Origin of the sequence: Turneriella parva DSM 21527, from assembly GCF_000266885.1 — a bacterium.
GTDB classification, from domain to species: Bacteria; Spirochaetota; Leptospiria; order Turneriellales; family Turneriellaceae; genus Turneriella; species Turneriella parva.
On sequence record NC_018020.1, the window covers coordinates 2,561,163 to 2,577,836 of the forward strand.

The window sequence follows — 16,674 nt, forward strand, 5'->3', positions numbered from 1 at the left end:
AAGCTGCCGATAATCATCTATGCGGGAGTGGGCCGGCGATTTCGCTGAATTTCTTGAGTCAGAGCAGAACGCTTCGCCCAATACCCGGGCTGCGTACGCGCGCGACCTTGGCCAGTGGTTCAGCTTTCTCGAGACCGAAGGTATTCAGAACGACGAAATTACCGGCGAAGATGTTTATGCATTTATCGGCAGCCTCAAGAATCGTGAGCAGGCGCTCGAAAGGCGCACGCAGGCGCGCAAGCTTTCGGCTATCAAATCATTCTTTCGTTTTCTTGAGCGGCGCAAACTTACTGAAAAAAATCCTGCCCGGTCATTGAAGGCAGCGCGGTACAAACGCCTGCTGCCGAGGCCCTTACGGCCGCTGGAACTCGAGGCGCTGCTCGACGACGGTATCAGCGACACTTTTACCGCGCTGCGCGACAAGGCGCTCTGGGAGACAATCTATTCGTCGGGCATGCGTGTCTCTGAGGCGCTTTCGCTCGATATGGGTCGGTTTAGCGTCGAGTTTGTGCCTGAAGAGCTGACCGTCATGGGTAAAGGCAGCAAAGCGCGCGTCGTCTATCTCGGCAAAGCAGCGCGCGAGGCACTCAGCGAATATTTGCCGGTACGCGCCGACCAACTGTACCGGCAGGCAAAAAATACGCCTGCGCTGTTCATCAACGCCAAAGGGACCCCGCTCACCCGGCGCGGCGCACACTACCTAATCAAGAAGCGCGTCAATGCACTGGGGCTCGACGCCCGTGTTTCACCGCATAGCCTCAGGCATTCGTTCGCGACCGATTTACTGAATGCAGGCGCCGACATTCGCCATGTTCAGGAAATGCTCGGCCACGCCAGCGTCTCAACGACCCAGAACTACACGCAGGTTGCCAAAGAGCGGCTGTTTGATGTTTACCGTAAGGCCCACCCGCATGGGCGAAGCTGATTTTAGCGTTCGAGTTGCCTGATATAGACTGTCGTGTTTGTCGCCTCTTTGAAGTATTTGCGTGCGACATCGCGTATCTTTGCCGCGTCGATCTTCTCTACTTCTTCGAGTGCCGTAAACATTTTGCTATAATCTTGCAGAATGAGTTCATAGTAAGAAAGGTTGTCGGCAAGGCCGGCATTTTGTTGCAGTGTGTGCACGAGTTCTGCGACGTAGCGGTTCTTAATCTTCTGCAATTCGTCTTCGCTCGGCCCATCAGCCGCTAATTTCTTTATCTCGTCTTCGATGGCCCGTTCAACAGCCGGGTAGTTTGCAGCATCAAATACATCTGCAAAAATGGTAAACTGCGTATCGAGTTTTTCACCGGGGGTTGAAGAACCGACTTTCACATCGCCGGCAATTTTATCTTGTATCACAAGGCGGTTGACGAGCCTCGAGGTCTGGCCTTCGCCGAGCAGGCGGGCCAAAACTTCGAGCGCGCGATCGTCTGCGTGTGTCACCGGTGGCCGTGCCCAGCCTGAAATCATTGCCGGTGAGTTTTTGGCCTCAAGCCAGGCGATGCGGCGGCCTCGCTGTGGTTCGTACACCGTCGGGGGAAACTCGGGCGTATTGCTGGGTTTGAGCCTGCCGAAATATTTTTCGATGATGGCGAAAGATTGGTCGAATTCGAGATCCCCCACGATGGCGATGACCATGCGCGAAGGTATGTAGTTGCGTTTGAAAAACTCGCGGGTTTCTCCCAGGCGCAGCCGGTGCATACTTTTTTCGAAGCCGATGACCGGTTTGCCATAGGGGCTCATGCCGAATGCGGTTTTGAGAAAAAGTTCGTAGAGCAGCGATGTTGGGCGCGAGTCGTAGCGCATGCGGCGTTCTTCTTTTATCACTTTGCGTTCGGGGTAGAATTCGCGTAAGATGGGGTTGAGAAATCGGGCGCTTTCGAGCTCTGCCCACATTTCAAGGCGGTTGGATGGCAATTTGATCTGATAGTTAGTCACATCGGTCGTGGTATAGGCATTGTACCCCATTTGACCAGCCTGGGAATAGGCCTGCGAATCTTCTTCGGAGATGACAAATTTCTGAGCCCGGCTTTGCCACATTTCAAGGCGGGTGCTTAGGCGGGCAATGCGGTCTTCAATAGCCTGGCGTTCGCTGGTCGTCAGAAGCGGGTTCAGCAGCGTGCGCTCAAGTGTGTCTATGCGTTCACCATCGGCCTCAATTTGGTCGAGATAAACTTTCTCTTGTTCATAGTTCAAAGTACCAAGTCGCTCAGTCCCCTTAAAAAGCAAATGCTCCAGAAAATGGGCAGTCCCCGCCTGATCAAATGATTCATTCGCAGAGCCAACGCCTATCTTCAGGTAGCAGGCGATCGTCGGGCTAGAGGGTTGCCTCATGAGTATCACGCGCAATCCATTGGGTAGGGTGCGTTTGCGGATGTTCTTCTCTGTTTTCTGCCTGAAGGCTGACATATCGAACTTTTCTTCAATCGGTGTGACTGGGTTGGTTATAAGCACTAGCAGGGGTAGAATTAGAGGAGTCAGCCAGTAATGATGCATGCACCAGACTCTTGAAATCGGCTGCGGTGAACAGCGCTATGGGGCTGACTAACTATTTTTTCGCAATGTGTGAGAAAAAATCGACGTTTTCTGGTATTTAATATTTATAAGGCCGGGAGAGCGACGATCATGATGACCACCAGCGTATCATTACCCCATCAAGTCGCAGCAAAGTGGAGGCGCAAGCAACGCAAGATCATGCGCATGGCGCTCAGAAACATGCGTGTGCAGATGCGCAAACACAAGGTGCGGCGGGGCGTAACGCGTCGGTACAATCGGGTTCCGGGTGAGCGGGTTATCGTGACAACCAGGTTTACGGAAGCTGAATATGATGCGCTTCATTTTGTTGCAGCGTCGTTACGCATAAGTGTGTCGCTCCTCATTTACCATCTGATCTTAATGTGGAAAAAAGCGTCGCGACGGCACAGGCATAACACTCATGTGACTAACTATGAGACCCATGTGACAATCTGGCATCCGAATGCCGGCATAGTGACTGAATCTCTGATGGTCTGGCCCAAGACGAACAATGCAGATTTTACTTTGCGTGCTGAACCAGAAAAAATCTTGAATTGAGACATGGACAAAACGCAGCTGCCCGATCTGATTGAGAAGAAATACGAAGAAAAAAACTCCAACCCCGGCGTGCTCGAAGAGGCAGAGACGCGTCGCGCCGTGCTCGCGATTATTGATATGCTCGATCGCGGCGAATTGAGGGTTGCAACCCCGCCGAATTCAGCCGAAAACACCACAAACGAATGGCGCGTAAACACATGGGTGAAAAAAGCCATTCTGATGTATTTTCCAATGATGGGGATGCAGACCTCACATGCCGGCGATATCGAATACTGGGACAAGATTCCCACGAAGAAAAATTACGCCGCCCAAAAAGTGCGCGTGGTTCCCCCGGCAGTGGCGCGCTACGGCAGCTTTCTTGAACCGGGAGCCATAATGATGCCATCTTATGTGAATATCGGCGCCTATGTGGGCGGCGGCACCATGGTTGACACGTGGGCGACAGTCGGCAGCTGCGCGCAGATCGGTCAGCATGTTCACCTCTCTGGCGGTGTTGGAATTGGCGGTGTACTTGAACCACCCCAGGGACTACCTGTCATTATTGAAGACCATGCATTTTTGGGCAGCCGCTGTGTTGTGGTTGAGGGCGTGCAGGTGAGTACCGGCGCAGTTCTGGGTTCGGGGGTAATCCTCACAGCATCGACGAAGATCATCGATGTGTCGCAGTCTGAGACGAAGACCTACAAGAGTTTCGTGCCCAAGAATTCGGTGGTGATTCCCGGTAGTTATGCGAAGAAATTTCCCGGTGGTGAGTTTCAGGTGCCGTGTGCGCTCATTATCGGGCAGCGCAAAGAATCCACTGATTTAAAGACCTCGCTCAATAATGCGCTGCGCGATTTTGAAGTGAGCGTTTAAACTACCAGGGTGAGTTCAGAGGCGGGGCTGTTTGCGCTGATCGGGGCTGGCCCCTCGCTCGATTATTGTGATACGGAAATCAGCGATCTCTTGCGCCGGGGCGCGCACTTTTTTATCAGCGACTCAATAGCGTCAGGTTTTCTGCGGCGCTGGCGGCCGCGGCGGGCGAGTGTTTTCACGGTTGAAAATCGCCGGCATATGTACATTCACAGAATTTCTGGGGAGGTAGATTTTTCTGTTTTGGCCTACCAGGGTGCAAATGCGCGAAACCTGCGGTTTACCAAAGCCCGCGTAGTTAGTCAGTTTAAAATAACTGGAGAATCGGGTGAGCTTCCGATGCTTCATTCGCCAGGCACGGTCTTCGGCGTCATGCTTTCATGTGCCGCCACGGTAAACGTTAGTTCAGATTCGCGCGAAATTCACCTTCTTGGAGCAGATCTCTCTTACATTGACAATCAGGTCTACTGCCGCTACATTGATGACCATACGCCACCGGGCAATCGGCTACTTACAAGAGAACTTTGGCAGTTTGAAATTATGTTGAAGAAGAGCTCAGTTGTTCATCTTCGGGCTGGTTACGCTATCCGCACTGGCTTTGAACTGGCGCAATCGCGTGAGAATCTATGCCAATTTGTGAAATCCGCTCCGAAAAGCACTCGGTTTATCGAGTACTCGCCGCTCGGACTCGAGACGCCAGACGTAGAAAGGCGGTTCCCTGCGCGTAGTTAGTCAGTTACGTCAGAAAGTCAGCTTCTGGTTGAAAAGATCAGACAGAAACACACGGTCTTTCTCACTGATTTCGGTTCCATCAGAGTGGTTAATGAGAAACTCATCGCGCACGCCCTGAACGACTGCCTCAGCAGAGAACGAAATAATATCCAAACCCAGCGCGTACAGAACCTGAGTCAGCTGCATCAAGACGCCAGGTCGGTCGGGCCGCTCGACGACGAGCCGTGAGCAATGCTGCTTCGGATACGCTTCAAACACGAAATCCGATTTTGTCGCCCGTGCATTCTTTATCTGCTGTACCTTCTCCGGGTAACGCGCGATAAACTCATCAGGCGTCACATCGCCTTGAATGAGCTCCTGCACCGCCTCAAGAATGGTGTCGCAGGCTGTTTTCGTCAGCGCCTCGTGCCGCGTTGAGCTAACGATGAAGATGTCTTCGACTTCCGCATCTTCATTCGGGCGCGAATAGGCGCTCAATATGTCCCATCCATAGGCGAACAGTACGGTAGTGACCTTATACAGAATACCGCTCGCGTCGTGGGGAAACAAAAACTGCAGCTTGTAGTTGCCATCGGCCAGCATCGTACTAGTTAGTCGAATACCTGCAGTTTGCTGGGCAGAGACGGTTACCATACAGTTTGCAAGCAAACTTCATGCCATTTTCACTCCCCCACACCCCGATGGATTGAGGCACGAATTACCTGCGCTAACCTTAGAATTCCCGATCGACCAGCACTACCGTACTTGCGCATCGGGCAATTTGTCGGATATAGTTCTTTTCGCAATGACTGAACTCGTAAACTGATGCGGCTTCCATGAACGATATCACGCGAAAGAATGCTTCACTGCGAACTGCTACCGCAACCGCCACGGTGCACTGCTCAGCGACAACTCTTCGAATGATTCAAGAAAATACGCTGCCAAAGGGCAATCTTTTTGATGTCGCACGTGCCGCGGGGCTTCTCGGCGCCAAAGCGACGTCTGCCCTCATACCGCATTGCCATCCGGTGCCCATCGAGCATCTGGGCATTGACTTCGTACTCGAAGAGGCGGGCGAAAAAGCCCGGGTTGTGGTGAAGGTGTTTGCGCAGACAGTTTACAAGACTGGCATTGAGATCGAAGCAATGACGGCTGCAACTGTTACGGCGCTCACCGTTTTTGACCTGCTGAAACCAGTTGACCATGAGCTCGAAATTTCTGGGGTCAGACTCATCGAAAAAACGGGGGGAAAAGCAGACCGCAAAAAGCTCACCGGCAAAGGCCACACGGCCGCAATTCTGGTCTGCTCTGATTCAGTATCGCAGGGTAAACGCGACGACACGTCAGGCAAGATCATCAAGGCAGAAGTAGAAAAATACGAGGCCAATGTTACAGACTTTAAGATTGTTCCCGACGACATTGACACCATACAGAAGCAGGTCAGGGCGTGGGTTGCCGCAGGCGTCGAGTTTATTTTCGTAACGGGGGGTACCGGTCTTTCGCTACGCGATCAGGCGATTGAAGCGATTGCTCCCCTGCTCGAGAAGGTCGCCGATGGTATAGGGGAAAAAATGCGGCATTACGGCAACGAGCGTACACCCCTGGCGATGTTTTCCCGTTCGCTCGCGGGTTCAATCGGCAAGAGCTTCATTATCTGTCTGCCGGGCAGCTCAAATGGAGCCCGCGAAAGTCTCGATGCAATTTTACCGGCAATCTTTCATGCCAATGCGATGCTGCACGGGGGTGGGCATTGACCAGGCGAGGGGCAGCTTGCTCGGCGTAAGCGAAGCAAAATCCCTGATTCTCGCCGAAGCCCGCAGCTTTGGCACAGAAAGAATTGCGCTCGAAAGATCTTTCGGGCGTGTGCTCGCAGAAAATGTGCGCGCCGATCGCGATTATCCTCCGTTTAATCGCTCAGCGATGGATGGTTACGCAATTGTTGCCGATCAGTGTGCAACAGAAAAGCTTTACGATGTCGTGGGAAAGCTCTTCGCGGGGGGCGCTGCACCCGCACACCTTTCCCGGTTGCGGGGCGGGCAGAAGGCGACCCCAGCAGCCCTGAAAATCATGACTGGCGCGGCCGTGCCAGAACCCTTTGACGCCGTCATTCGCCGTGAAGATGCGCGCGAAACCGCCGGGCAGCAAGTATCTTTCACCAGTGAGTCGATCTTGCCCTGGCACAACATCTCACGCCAGGGTGAAGATCTGCAGCGGGGCAGCACGCTCGCACTTGCGGGTAGCGCGGTCGACCCGAGCTCGGTGACCTTGCTGGCGTCGCTCGGCGTGCACCGACCCCTTGTGCAAAAGCTGCCGCGCGTGACGATTATCACCACGGGCAATGAAATTATTCCGGTGAATAAGAAGCCCAGGCCGACGCAGATTCGCAACGCGAATGCGCTCGCGCTCAGGTGTATGCTCGCCCGCTTCGGCATTCTGAACGTTACAGAAAAACATACCTCTGACAACAAAGCGCGTCTCAGCACTGCACTCAAAGCTGCGCTCTCTTCTGATCTCGTGCTTTTAACCGGTGGCGTATCTGCCGGTGATTCAGACTATGTTCCTGAGGTTTTGCAGAAGTTGCGGGTAAAGCAGGTGTTCCACAAAATCGCCATGAAACCGGGTAAACCCCTGTGGTTCGGTACGCGGGGCAAGACTCGGGTATTCGCGATTCCCGGTAATCCCTTTAGTGCGCAGGTGTGTTTTCATGTTTATGTTGCCCCGTTTCTGCGCGCATGCTTAGGGCAGGCGCCCCGCCCGGCGCTCACTCTTTCTCTTGCGGCAGACCGGCAGAAAAAAGATGCATTGGAGCATTTTTTCCCGGTGCGCATTCTGAGCAAGGTGAAATCTACCCCTGAACTCGAGCTGGTCGCCTTTAACAGCAGCGGCGATATTCGTGCAGGGTGGGGCGCAGACGGCCTGGCGGTACATGCCGCAGAAAAAAAAGAAATCCGCCGTGGCGAACTCGTGGAGTTTTTACCATGGTGAGAAGATTTCGAAAGTTGCGGCTCAGCCTTACAGATAGCTGCAACTTTGCGTGCGTCTATTGTGTCACAGGCCATGAAGCACCAGCAGAAAAGGCACAGACAAGAGTTGAAGATTTTCTCCGTTGGGTCAGCGCTATTCACGCAGTGAATCCCCTGAATGAAATTCGCTTAACCGGCGGCGAACCAACGCTGTACCGCGACCTTGTGCCGCTGGTTGCGCGGCTGAGCGCCATGGGGATCTCAAAAATATCGCTGACCACAAACGGTTTTGCATTGGCTCGTCTGGCGAAACCCCTCAGCGCAGCCGGACTTTCTGCAGTGAACGTCTCGCTCGATGCACTCGACGAAACAATCTTTCGCGTCATGGGGGGCCGTTCACCCGCCGCGGTTTTCGCGGGCATTGATGCGGCGAAAGCTGCAGGCCTTGAAACCAAAATCAACACCACGCTTGTCGGTGAAGTCAATGATTCGCAGATTCTGCCGCTTTTGGGTTGGGCAAAGGGTAAGCACGTTACGATACGTTTTCTCGAACTGATGGCAATGGGACACCTGCACGCTGAACGGTCGGCAAGGCTGGTTGCAGCCGAAGACATTCTGTCGGTGATCGCAACAGCTTTTGAATTTCGTGCTCTGCCCCGTGCACCACACGCGACCGCGCATTATTACGAACTCGACGGGGGCTACCGGTTTGGCATCATCGGCAATACTTCATTGCCATTTTGCTCAGATTGCGACCGGCTGCGCCTCGACAGTCATGGCAGAATCTTCGGCTGCCTGAGCTCTCAGCAGAGCCATGATCTTGCCGCGGAGGGCATCGACGTGGCGGCCGTGCTGAGATCGGCAATGCAGCTGAAGCAAGCTGAAAAATTTACCGGCAGCCAACTGGTCATGCGGGAGATCGGCGGATGAAAATCGAAGTCCATTTCTATGCACAGCTCAGGGATTTCTTCGGCGATTCGCTCTCCCTCGAACTGAGTGAAGCCGCGACGGTTGCGACGCTCTTCACTGCCTTGACAGAGAAGAACGCTCTTGCCGCAGACTGGCTGAAGGTTTCACGGGCTGCCTCAGACGAAGCATTTCTGACGCCTGACACTTTGCTCACCGCCGGGGCGCGATGCTATATTCTGCCGCCTTCAAGCGGAGGATAAATGTATCTTGCAGAGCTGACCGAAAAACCGATTGATCTGAGCCGTGTATTGGCTATGGCCAAGAGTATGCCATCGTCATCACAGATCGGCGCCCGAGTAATTTTCAGCGGCGAGATTCGGGGGTTCAGCCATGGCAAAGACGTCAGCCAGCTCGAGTATACGGCGCATAAGCCGCTTGCCGAAAAGCATATGCTTGAGGTTGTTCGCGCGGCTGCTGCCGAATATCCGTTAATCGCGGCGCTCTGCGTGCACCGCTTAGGCATGCTCGAGGTGGGTGAAAGCGCCGTCGTCGTCATCACCTGCGGCCGCCACCGCACAGAGACCTATGCAGCAAATCAGTACATCATCAACCGCGTGAAGGCAGAAACCCCCATCTGGAAGCGCGAATTTTTCACCGATGGCACGAGCATGTGGGGCGAAAATTGCCATCATTAAATCAGTTCTTTTTCAGGGCAGCCTCAACGGCTGCCATACGCTTCAGCAGATCTTCGTCGCTGATTTTGCCCTCGTGAATATAGCGCAGAATATACTGGTAAGGCACACCATCAGAGGCCGTGCCCGCCAGACCCTTCAGCGGTTTCTGCGAAGTTGATTTGTTCTCGCCGGTTTTAATGCTGCCGTCATAGGGTTCTGTGCCCGCGGCCAGCTTTTGCCAGGTTGACATGAAAGATTCGGGTGTGTTCTCACCTGGCTTGGCCATACGATAGATCTGCGCCACCGTTGCCGTGTTTTTGTTCTCGCCGACCTGTATATCAGTCAGCCGCCAGATGAGTTTTTTATTCTGCATCATGTAACCAAAATCGACACGCAGATCGCTTTCGTCGTTTATGGTGAAGTTCTTGGCATTCAGTTTCAGGCTGTATTCAGGCAAAGTAATGTTGAGCATTTCTCCACTCGTGTAGCTAAACCGAAAAGTTTTGTATTCATCGGGTATATACTGGGTTAATTTAAGAAACTCCACCCACGATTTAAACTGACCATAGTGCGAGAACATGATGTAATCGACGACTTTACGCACATCGGGAGCGTAATCATTTTTAACGAGGCCGGCGCTGTTGCGCACGATGATACTGATAATGCCTTCAGGCGTGGGCGTCGAATAGATGAGCAGAATTTCGTTGCAGTATTCGATTTCGAATTCGCTGACTACCCATTTGCGCGCGAAACGGTCTGAATAAATTTTACTGCGCGCCGGGCTGCCGAAAGAGGTGACGCGTATTTTCTGGCCTGCCATCTCGCGTTCAAAGCGTACATATTTCAGCATCTGGTCGAGATGGTATTTCGGGTCTGAGATATACTTGAGCACACTTTCGTCTTTCGGTAAGTGCATTGCCTGAAAATACAGGCCGCTCATCGAGCCATAGACGATCGCCCCGCCGCCCGGCATGTCGACCTTTTCTTTTTTCTCCGGTTCAAATATCGTCCAGACGCCGTCGCCCGACTGGCCAATCATCATCGGAAACGAATTGTCATAGGTATTGTTCAGTATTTTCGCTGAGCCAGGCCCATTGGGAAAATACTCGGGTTCTTTCTCGCGCATGAATTCCGCGAGAAGTTTTTCTGAAAGCTGCAGATGATCTTTCTCCATCTGCTCATCGAGAACGCGGTACGATACCGGCACCGAATACGATTTTTCATACTGCGAGCGGGTACGAAGAATTGTATTGTAGAATCTGTAGTTATACCGGTATTCGAGTTTGTTTGCGTGCTTTGGCCCTAAAAACTGTTCTGTCGGCAGGGCATAATTCAGATTCTCATTTTGGCTCTTGCGCAGAACAATACCCAGAACCTCGCCTTTCTGGTTTAGCAACGGCCCGCCGCTGTTGCCCGGTGACACGGCCGCCGTGAAACGAATCCATTTCCACTGGCCTTCAACTGCCTCGGGTGTTTCTGAGGTAAATATGCCGTCGCGGCTGATAATACCCTCGCCATGGGCATTGCCCACCGCATAAACGCGCTCGTTGATTTTCTTCTTGCCTGCAAATTTCAACGCATGCTTAAACTTCTTGTCTTTAACCGTCAAGATTGCATAGTCGCGCCGGTTCGAGAAGGCTGTTACTTCGTTTATTTCTGAGACGTTGCCCTCATGGTCGCGCAAAAAGAGTTCGCGGTTTAGCCCACCGGCCCCCAGATCGATTACATGCCATGCAGTAATTACCTCGTTCTCATTGATCGCGAAAGCACTGCCGACTGAATAATATTTATCGGTGCGCTCGGTGTAAGGCAGCAGGTGCACCGGAAGTTTTTCTTCATAAGTCAGCGAATCTTTGGTCGGCTTTTTCAGAACAATTTCAAATACCGCCTTGCGCGTGCGCGTCAGGTCGGGGCCTGCCTGCTCAGTATTGGCCTGTGATGGCAAAGCCAACAGGCAAATTAACGGCAGAACTTTTGAAAAACCAGTCGGTTGTGGCAGCGATGGGTGAAACATGATCGGCTAGAATCTTGCCGGCTTTTGCTTGGTCAAACAATTCTGATCTGCGCTGCCCCGCAGAAGTGTTATAGTGCTTGGCTGCGTGACCGGCGCGGTGTTTTCGAATCTTTCTCAATGGCTGACCCGCTGACAAATCGCTACTCAAGGCAGCTGCTCTTGCCACAACTCGGCAAGGCAGGCCAGCAAAAACTGAAGTCGGCCCGCGTGTTGATCGTAGGCCTGGGGGGCCTCGGCTGCCCGGCCGCGCAATACCTCGCTGCAGCGGGCGTCGGCCATCTGGGCCTCGTCGACCCCGATGTTGTACAGGTCTCAAACCTGCATCGGCAGATTTTGTATGGCGAGGGGGATATAGGCCAGACCAAAGTCGACGTCGCTAAGCAGAGGCTTTTACACCTGAACCCCCATGCAACAATTGCCACGCAAGCAGAAAAATTCACGACCGATCGCTCAGCGTTTCTCGCCCAAGCGTGCGACCTGGTGCTCGACTGCACCGACAACTTCGCGGCTCGCGACGCGATCAACGCGTATTGTGTGCAGGCCAAAAAGCCAAGCGTGTTTGCGAGCCTCTACCGCTTCGAAGGCATGCTCACCGTTTTTGATACGACCACTGGCGCCGGTTGCTACCGTTGCCTCTACAGCGAATCGTCCGAGGCGATTCAGAACTGCGCTGAGGCAGGCGTCATCGGCATGCTGCCCGGCATCATGGGTGCGATGCAGGCACTCGAGGCAATCAAAATCATTACGGGCGCTGGCGAGGTGCTAAACCGGCAGACTTTGGTCTACGATGGCTTGAATCAGACAGCGAGAAAATTCATTCGTGAGAAAAAAGCCGACTGCTCGGTTTGTGGGTGAGAGTTGTTGTGTGCCATTTTCTTAGATACTTGTTGTTTGTTGCAGGAATAGAGTAAGAATTAAGACAGGCCTGATGCAAAAAAAGGAAGACATAGTAAAGGCCGTTAACGAGTATAAGGTGAAGCACGCTCTTGAAGGCACTGACGAGAACCTTAGTATTATCGTGCATTTCATAAACAACCAATCGCTAGATCGAGATAGCGCCATTGACCAAACATCAAATCGTTCTAATGACTTTGGCATTGATGGCTGGTTCTTGAAAGATGGCGAGACATTGAATATTTACCAGAGCAAATTGAGCGAAAGCAAAGCCTTAGCTCTCCGAGGTCTCTCTGATCTCATTAATGCCGCAGCTTGGCTTGAGGCCCTGTTTACAACGGATGAAGTTGAAAAAATTCCCGATAATCCATGCCTTTACAACCTCTTCATGATGTTCGCTAAAAACAAGGCAAATATTCGGCAGCTAAATTTCGTCCTACTGAGCCCTTATTCAGAAACTGAACTGGAAGACACAGTAGAAGCAGAAAATGCTAACCAATCCCTCTTAGCTTCAAAGCTAAACGAAAAAGTAAAAATTAGTCTCCGGTTCGAGCAATATTGCCTGGTACCAGGTTTAAAGAAAGCGCGCAAGAAGTATCCCATAGCTAGGATAAAGGATTCGACAATTTCTTTGAGACCCGATGCCCATCTTGATCTCGCCTATATACCGATAACAAGCCTAATTGACCTTTATCGTCAACGCGGCGACGTGCTCTTTGAAAAGAATGTACGCATGTCCATTTCTTATACTAAAGAATCTAAAGACAGACTTGTGAACCCAATGGAGGCGACATTCGACGCGATAGTTGAGGGTCGGCTTGACCCCAAAATATTTCCCTTCTACCATGTTGGCGTCACAATCTGCGCTCTCCGAAAGCATGATGATGAGGACCGAAAACTTAGTCTTGAAAGCCCGAATGTGATTAACGGCGCACAAACCATTACCATCGCAAATAATTTTCTTAAGCGTTTAGAAATTAGCAAAGACGAGAAAAAACTTGAGCGATTCTCAGAAATCAAAGTTATAGCTAAAATTGTCACAGGGACGACAGATGATGAACTTAAAGAGATAACTAACTCAAACAATCGCCAAAATCCGATTGAAAATTGGCAACTTTTCTCCAATGACCCTATCCACATAGCAATCGAATTAGCTTTAAAGGACATTGGCGTATTTTACGAACGACAGCGCGGCAAGTTTCAGTCGGTTATGAAGAAAGCTGAATCAGCAAAAGACTATTTTAACACCAACAACGCGCATATAACCGTTATGGACTTAGGCCAAATAATTGCATTTGCGAAAGGCAAATTGCAGTGGGCGGCTAAGCCATCCGAAATATTCCTCAATAAAGCCAATCATGATACGATATTTGATGCGAGCATAGAAAACTACCCACAGGATATGGTCGTGATGCATAACATTTTTAAGGCCCTGAAAAGAGGTTTGCAGCACTACTTGCAAAAGCCAGTGCTCTCTGATGACCACTCCCAGCGAATCTTCAGCAAACCGATTGTTCGAGCCCATGTTTACTACATTGGCCTATTGCACTACTACCGACATCCATCGAAAGAAAACATCCGCATTGACGCTGCCCAACGCCTACACCGAATTGCGAATTCAACGCTGGTTGACGACACCCTGATCACATTCCAAAAATACATATCTAAGTTCAAGAACAGGTATCTCGCAGACTCAAAGCAAATGGAACAAGATGTTTCCAATAAGAAACTTGATACAATCACAAAAGATATTCTCAGTGAACTTGGCATTAGCCAAATAAACCTTCTTCCGTTTTCAGGCACTGCAATATCGTGGTCTGAATGAAAGAAAACGGCGTGCAACAAAATTTACCTGCTGCGCTCGCTGCGGTGCCGTAGCTCCACCGAAGACGGAGAATCGAAGACTCTTCGCGCGTGCTCTGAAAGCAGAGACCCGAAGACGGGTCGCGGCCCTCCGCGGCAAAGATGCCTTCGTCGCACAAGCGGGATGCTTGTTTTGTGCTCCTCAGGCAGGCGCTGCGGGCACATTTGGTGACGCAAAATGGCTTTACAATGCAAATTTATGACAGAGGCGTCACCAAGCGTCAGGTATATTCCGCGTTAGCAGCTATACGCGCTTAGTTTTACTTATATGAATATCTTACCGTATAACAACCATTCCCATAGGGATATGGTAATCTCACTATGGAATGAAGTATTCAACTATACTTCTCCACAGGCCAAGTCTGAATTGATTATAGATAAAAAGATTCATCATGAAGGCGGACTATTCTTCGTCATGGTAGACGGAACTGAGGTAATTGGTACAATCCTGACACGATATGACGGTCACCGAGGTTGATTATATTCTCTCTGCGTTGCGACAAAGCACCAGAAAAAAGGGGTTGGAACTGCATTGGTAAAGCATGCCGAAGCAGCCTTATTCGACTTGGGTTGCGTTAAGATCAATCTACAGATAGTATCGGATAATGCCGAAGTAGTTAGTTTTTACGAAAAGCGTGGCTATAAGACAGAACCTCGCATAAGCATGGGTAGGCTGATTACCCAGAATTTACCGAAATAGGGCGCGCGTACAGCTGCTAACAAGTGTTACGCGAGTCGCCCGCTGCTGTGCAGTAGCCCCACCGAAGCCAGAGAATCGAAAACTCACGGGGCAACTGCTCTGAAAGCAGAGACCCAAAGAAGAAAACTCGGCCTCACGGAGTCACGGGCAAGCAGCGTCTAATCATCCGAACCTGTACACATTTCATCGACACACTTAAAGTTGAATCCGCATTGAATATCCATCGAACATTTCTTTCCGCAATAGCCTTGTTTGGCGCATTTGTTTCCGATACCACATTCGATGTCCATCGTGCATTCCTTAATGCCGTGCGCTATCTCTTTCGTGCAGACCTGATTTTTGCATTTGAAATCACCACATTCAATATCCATCGAACATTTCTTGCCGCAGACCCCACGGGAGCATTTCATTTCGAGGCCGCATTCGATATCCATGCTGCATTTCTCACCAATTTCTTTATCAGCGAATGCAGGATTCAAAAAAGATATCAATACCAAAGCGGTAAAAAACCAAATGCTCTTGACGTTTAACATGTTGCTCTCCCTGCAGACTCGAATCTGGCTCGGGTATACCGTCTGTAAAGCCCGATTACCGGGGTGCGGTGTGGCTTGCTTAGTTTAAGCGGTTCATTGGGCAATTAGCCGTCATGGGTTTCTGCGGAGCCGATTTGATTTGCGAGCAAGAGCTGGCGATACCGCGTGAGCGATGGTTCGACATGCTCTGAAGGCAGAGACTCGCTGCGCTTCGTCGCACCACGAGTCTCCGGCGTGCCGGGCAGCGCCCGGCTTAGCCGAAAAGCGCGGCCTTGAGCGTTTCTTGCGAAACGCGAAAGGACACGCCAAGTTAACCATTTCGTCATTCCCGCGAAAGCGGGAATCCATCTTATTGGTTATGAAGTTAGATGCCCACTTGTGCGGGCATGACGAATGGTGCGAAATTAATTAAACCAGCGCTTCACTGCCTCTGCACCGATATCGATACCGGTGAGGCGTGCGCGCTGCACGATTGTCCAGAAACCGCGGTAGGTTGCGCGGTCGTGCAGTTCGCCTTCGTGCTGAATCGGGCCCCAGGCAGCGTCTTGCGCCGCGAGCAGAACTGCGACACCTTTTTTCACTTCAGAGAGGTCGGGTTTCATCGCTTCGACGATTGCATCGATCTGCGTTGGGTAAATCGACCACATGCGCAGAAAGCCGAACTCGTTGCGTGCGCGTGATGCGTCAGATTTGGTTTGTTCGAAGTTTTTGAGGTCGAGCGTCACGTTGTGCGCGGGAACCACGCCATTCGCGAGTGCCGCGGCGACGCAGTTGGCCTTTGCGCGTGCGAGCAGCTTGTGGTCGAACTGGCCCGGGCTCTTCATGTTAGAGAGCGCGATTGCGCCGTGGTGGCCCGAAATGAAGTCCATGAGGCCGAAGTCGATAACCTGCAGCCAGGGCAGCGTCGCGATTTTTTCGACGTCGCGCAGCGCGCCGTGCGTTTCGATCAAAACGTGAATCGGTATCTCGCGCTTGAGGCCGGCTTTTTTCGCAGCCGCCTGTATGTATTCGATCATCTCTTTTACCTGCTCGTAAGCAGTGGGCTTCGGTATTGTGATGTACGCGAGGCGCTCGCCGGCACCGGCAACGAGAATATCGACGTCTTGTTTCCAGTACTTGCTGGTGTAGTCGTGAATACGCGCGCCCGCCATGTTGTGCTTGTTGTGCTCGCTGTTGGTGAGGCGCACGATCATCTCGGCGTGGTCTTTCTCTTGGCCGGTGGGCGCACCATCTTCGCAGTCTTGCGTGATGTCAAAAACGGGGCCTTTTTCGTCTTGAAAGCTGAATGCCTTCATGATCATTTTTTCGTTGCCCGCGAAATGCTCGCAGGTAGCGATCACGGGAAAGGGTTTTTCGCCTGCAAAGAGGGCGTCATTGGGGTGTGTCATAATGAGGAAAAAACCGGGATTTTAGACACAGCGTCAACGAAAGGGAAGGGTAAGGCGCGCCTATTTCTCTCGTTTTCAGAACCGTGACGCACGGCTAAAAAAGACAAAAATATCCTTTA

The 16,674-nt window shown here is 51.7% G+C and carries 16 protein-coding genes and 1 pseudogene; 12 read left to right on the plus strand and 5 right to left on the minus strand.

What is annotated here, in order from left to right:
- Nucleotides 1-19: 19 nt before the first annotated feature.
- Nucleotides 20-925 carry a tyrosine recombinase gene (locus tag TURPA_RS12260; RefSeq protein ID WP_014803625.1) on the plus strand — a complete coding sequence of 302 codons (906 nt, stop codon included), beginning with the start codon at nt 20-22 and terminating at the stop codon, nt 923-925.
- Nucleotides 926-927: 2 nt separating this feature from the next.
- Here the strand turns inward: TURPA_RS12260 and TURPA_RS12265 are convergent, their stop codons facing one another.
- Complete coding sequence (locus TURPA_RS12265) at nt 928-2,436, minus strand: M16 family metallopeptidase (RefSeq protein WP_053332184.1); 1,509 nt, start codon at nt 2,434-2,436, stop codon at nt 928-930.
- A 171-nt stretch (nt 2,437-2,607) separates the two neighbouring features.
- Here TURPA_RS12265 and TURPA_RS12270 point away from each other — a divergent pair, with 171 nt between their 5' ends.
- From TURPA_RS12270 to TURPA_RS12280, 3 genes are read left to right on the plus strand one after another with little or no spacing between them, the layout of a single operon-like run.
- Nucleotides 2,608-3,054, plus strand: coding sequence for a hypothetical protein (locus tag TURPA_RS12270; RefSeq protein ID WP_014803627.1), 447 nt, complete (start codon nt 2,608-2,610; stop codon nt 3,052-3,054).
- A gap of 3 nt (nt 3,055-3,057) precedes the next feature.
- The gene (locus TURPA_RS12275) at nt 3,058-3,909 is read left to right on the plus strand and encodes a 2,3,4,5-tetrahydropyridine-2,6-dicarboxylate N-succinyltransferase (protein ID WP_014803628.1); all 852 of its coding nucleotides are present in this window, start codon (nt 3,058-3,060) and stop codon (nt 3,907-3,909) included.
- A gap of 9 nt (nt 3,910-3,918) precedes the next feature.
- Nucleotides 3,919-4,638 (plus strand): hypothetical protein, encoded by a 720-nt coding sequence (locus TURPA_RS12280; protein ID WP_014803629.1) that lies wholly within the window; start codon nt 3,919-3,921, stop codon nt 4,636-4,638.
- A 9-nt stretch (nt 4,639-4,647) separates the two neighbouring features.
- Here TURPA_RS12280 and TURPA_RS12285 read toward each other — a convergent pair whose 3' ends face one another.
- Nucleotides 4,648-5,271 (minus strand): ACT domain-containing protein, encoded by a 624-nt coding sequence (locus TURPA_RS12285; protein ID WP_157210483.1) that lies wholly within the window; start codon nt 5,269-5,271, stop codon nt 4,648-4,650.
- Between the two features lie 182 nt (nt 5,272-5,453).
- On the opposite strand from TURPA_RS12285, the gene moaCB reads away from it, so the two are divergent.
- The 5 genes from moaCB to TURPA_RS12310 are packed head-to-tail and all read left to right on the plus strand — an operon-like array spanning nt 5,454 to nt 9,184.
- Nucleotides 5,454-6,371, plus strand: a complete 918-nt coding sequence (moaCB, locus tag TURPA_RS12290) for a bifunctional molybdenum cofactor biosynthesis protein MoaC/MoaB (RefSeq protein WP_014803630.1) — start codon at nt 5,454-5,456, stop codon at nt 6,369-6,371.
- A 16-nt stretch (nt 6,372-6,387) separates the two neighbouring features.
- The gene (locus tag TURPA_RS12295; RefSeq protein ID WP_041949301.1) at nt 6,388-7,602 is read left to right on the plus strand and encodes a molybdopterin molybdotransferase MoeA; all 1,215 of its coding nucleotides are present in this window, start codon (nt 6,388-6,390) and stop codon (nt 7,600-7,602) included.
- Nucleotides 7,596-8,510 carry a GTP 3',8-cyclase MoaA gene (locus tag TURPA_RS12300; RefSeq protein ID WP_014803632.1) on the plus strand — a complete coding sequence of 305 codons (915 nt, stop codon included), beginning with the start codon at nt 7,596-7,598 and terminating at the stop codon, nt 8,508-8,510. The genes TURPA_RS12295 and TURPA_RS12300 overlap by 7 nt, the downstream gene beginning before the upstream one ends.
- Nucleotides 8,507-8,749, plus strand: a complete 243-nt coding sequence (locus tag TURPA_RS12305; protein WP_014803633.1) for a MoaD/ThiS family protein — start codon at nt 8,507-8,509, stop codon at nt 8,747-8,749. The genes TURPA_RS12300 and TURPA_RS12305 overlap by 4 nt, the downstream gene beginning before the upstream one ends.
- Entirely contained in the window at nt 8,750-9,184 is a 435-nt protein-coding gene (locus tag TURPA_RS12310) for a molybdenum cofactor biosynthesis protein MoaE (protein WP_014803634.1), read from the plus strand.
- A gap of 1 nt (nt 9,185) precedes the next feature.
- On the opposite strand, the gene TURPA_RS12315 is transcribed toward TURPA_RS12310, so the two are convergent.
- Nucleotides 9,186-11,177, minus strand: a complete 1,992-nt coding sequence (locus TURPA_RS12315) for a S1 family peptidase (RefSeq protein WP_014803635.1) — start codon at nt 11,175-11,177, stop codon at nt 9,186-9,188.
- Nucleotides 11,178-11,294: 117 nt separating this feature from the next.
- On the opposite strand from TURPA_RS12315, the gene TURPA_RS12325 reads away from it, so the two are divergent.
- The 3 genes and pseudogenes from TURPA_RS12325 to TURPA_RS24340 all read left to right on the plus strand — a co-directional run.
- Nucleotides 11,295-12,032 carry a HesA/MoeB/ThiF family protein gene (locus tag TURPA_RS12325; RefSeq protein WP_014803636.1) on the plus strand — a complete coding sequence of 246 codons (738 nt, stop codon included), beginning with the start codon at nt 11,295-11,297 and terminating at the stop codon, nt 12,030-12,032.
- Between the two features lie 73 nt (nt 12,033-12,105).
- A complete protein-coding gene (locus TURPA_RS12330; protein ID WP_014803637.1) occupies nt 12,106-13,896 on the plus strand; it encodes an AIPR family protein in 1,791 nt (596 codons plus the stop codon).
- Nucleotides 13,897-14,424: 528 nt separating this feature from the next.
- Nucleotides 14,425-14,634 (plus strand): annotated as a pseudogene (locus tag TURPA_RS24340) (GNAT family N-acetyltransferase); the annotation flags it as partial.
- 158 nt (nt 14,635-14,792) lie between these two features.
- Here the strand turns inward: TURPA_RS24340 and TURPA_RS23450 are convergent.
- Entirely contained in the window at nt 14,793-15,167 is a 375-nt protein-coding gene (locus tag TURPA_RS23450) for a hypothetical protein (protein WP_014803638.1), read from the minus strand.
- Between the two features lie 404 nt (nt 15,168-15,571).
- Nucleotides 15,572-16,555, minus strand: coding sequence for an HpcH/HpaI aldolase/citrate lyase family protein (locus TURPA_RS12350; protein WP_014803639.1), 984 nt, complete (start codon nt 16,553-16,555; stop codon nt 15,572-15,574).
- Between the last annotated feature and the right edge of the window lie 119 nt (nt 16,556-16,674).

Excerpts from the sequence above, each read along its gene's own strand:
- TURPA_RS12260 (WP_014803625.1), top strand. The coding sequence starts at position 20 with ATGCGGGAGTGGGCCGGCGATTTCGCTGAATTTCTTGAGTCAGAGCAG.
- TURPA_RS12270 (WP_014803627.1), top strand. The coding sequence starts at position 2,608 with ATGATGACCACCAGCGTATCATTACCCCATCAAGTCGCAGCAAAGTGG.
- TURPA_RS12275 (WP_014803628.1), top strand. The coding sequence starts at position 3,058 with ATGGACAAAACGCAGCTGCCCGATCTGATTGAGAAGAAATACGAAGAA.
- TURPA_RS12285 (WP_157210483.1), bottom strand. The coding sequence starts at position 5,271 with ATGGTAACCGTCTCTGCCCAGCAAACTGCAGGTATTCGACTAACTAGT.
- moaCB (WP_014803630.1), top strand. The coding sequence starts at position 5,454 with ATGAACGATATCACGCGAAAGAATGCTTCACTGCGAACTGCTACCGCA.
- TURPA_RS12300 (WP_014803632.1), top strand. The coding sequence starts at position 7,596 with ATGGTGAGAAGATTTCGAAAGTTGCGGCTCAGCCTTACAGATAGCTGC.
- TURPA_RS12305 (WP_014803633.1), top strand. The coding sequence starts at position 8,507 with ATGAAAATCGAAGTCCATTTCTATGCACAGCTCAGGGATTTCTTCGGC.
- TURPA_RS12310 (WP_014803634.1), top strand. The coding sequence starts at position 8,750 with ATGTATCTTGCAGAGCTGACCGAAAAACCGATTGATCTGAGCCGTGTA.
- TURPA_RS12315 (WP_014803635.1), bottom strand. The coding sequence starts at position 11,177 with ATGTTTCACCCATCGCTGCCACAACCGACTGGTTTTTCAAAAGTTCTG.
- TURPA_RS12325 (WP_014803636.1), top strand. The coding sequence starts at position 11,295 with ATGGCTGACCCGCTGACAAATCGCTACTCAAGGCAGCTGCTCTTGCCA.
- TURPA_RS12330 (WP_014803637.1), top strand. The coding sequence starts at position 12,106 with ATGCAAAAAAAGGAAGACATAGTAAAGGCCGTTAACGAGTATAAGGTG.
- TURPA_RS23450 (WP_014803638.1), bottom strand. The coding sequence starts at position 15,167 with ATGTTAAACGTCAAGAGCATTTGGTTTTTTACCGCTTTGGTATTGATA.
- TURPA_RS12350 (WP_014803639.1), bottom strand. The coding sequence starts at position 16,555 with ATGACACACCCCAATGACGCCCTCTTTGCAGGCGAAAAACCCTTTCCC.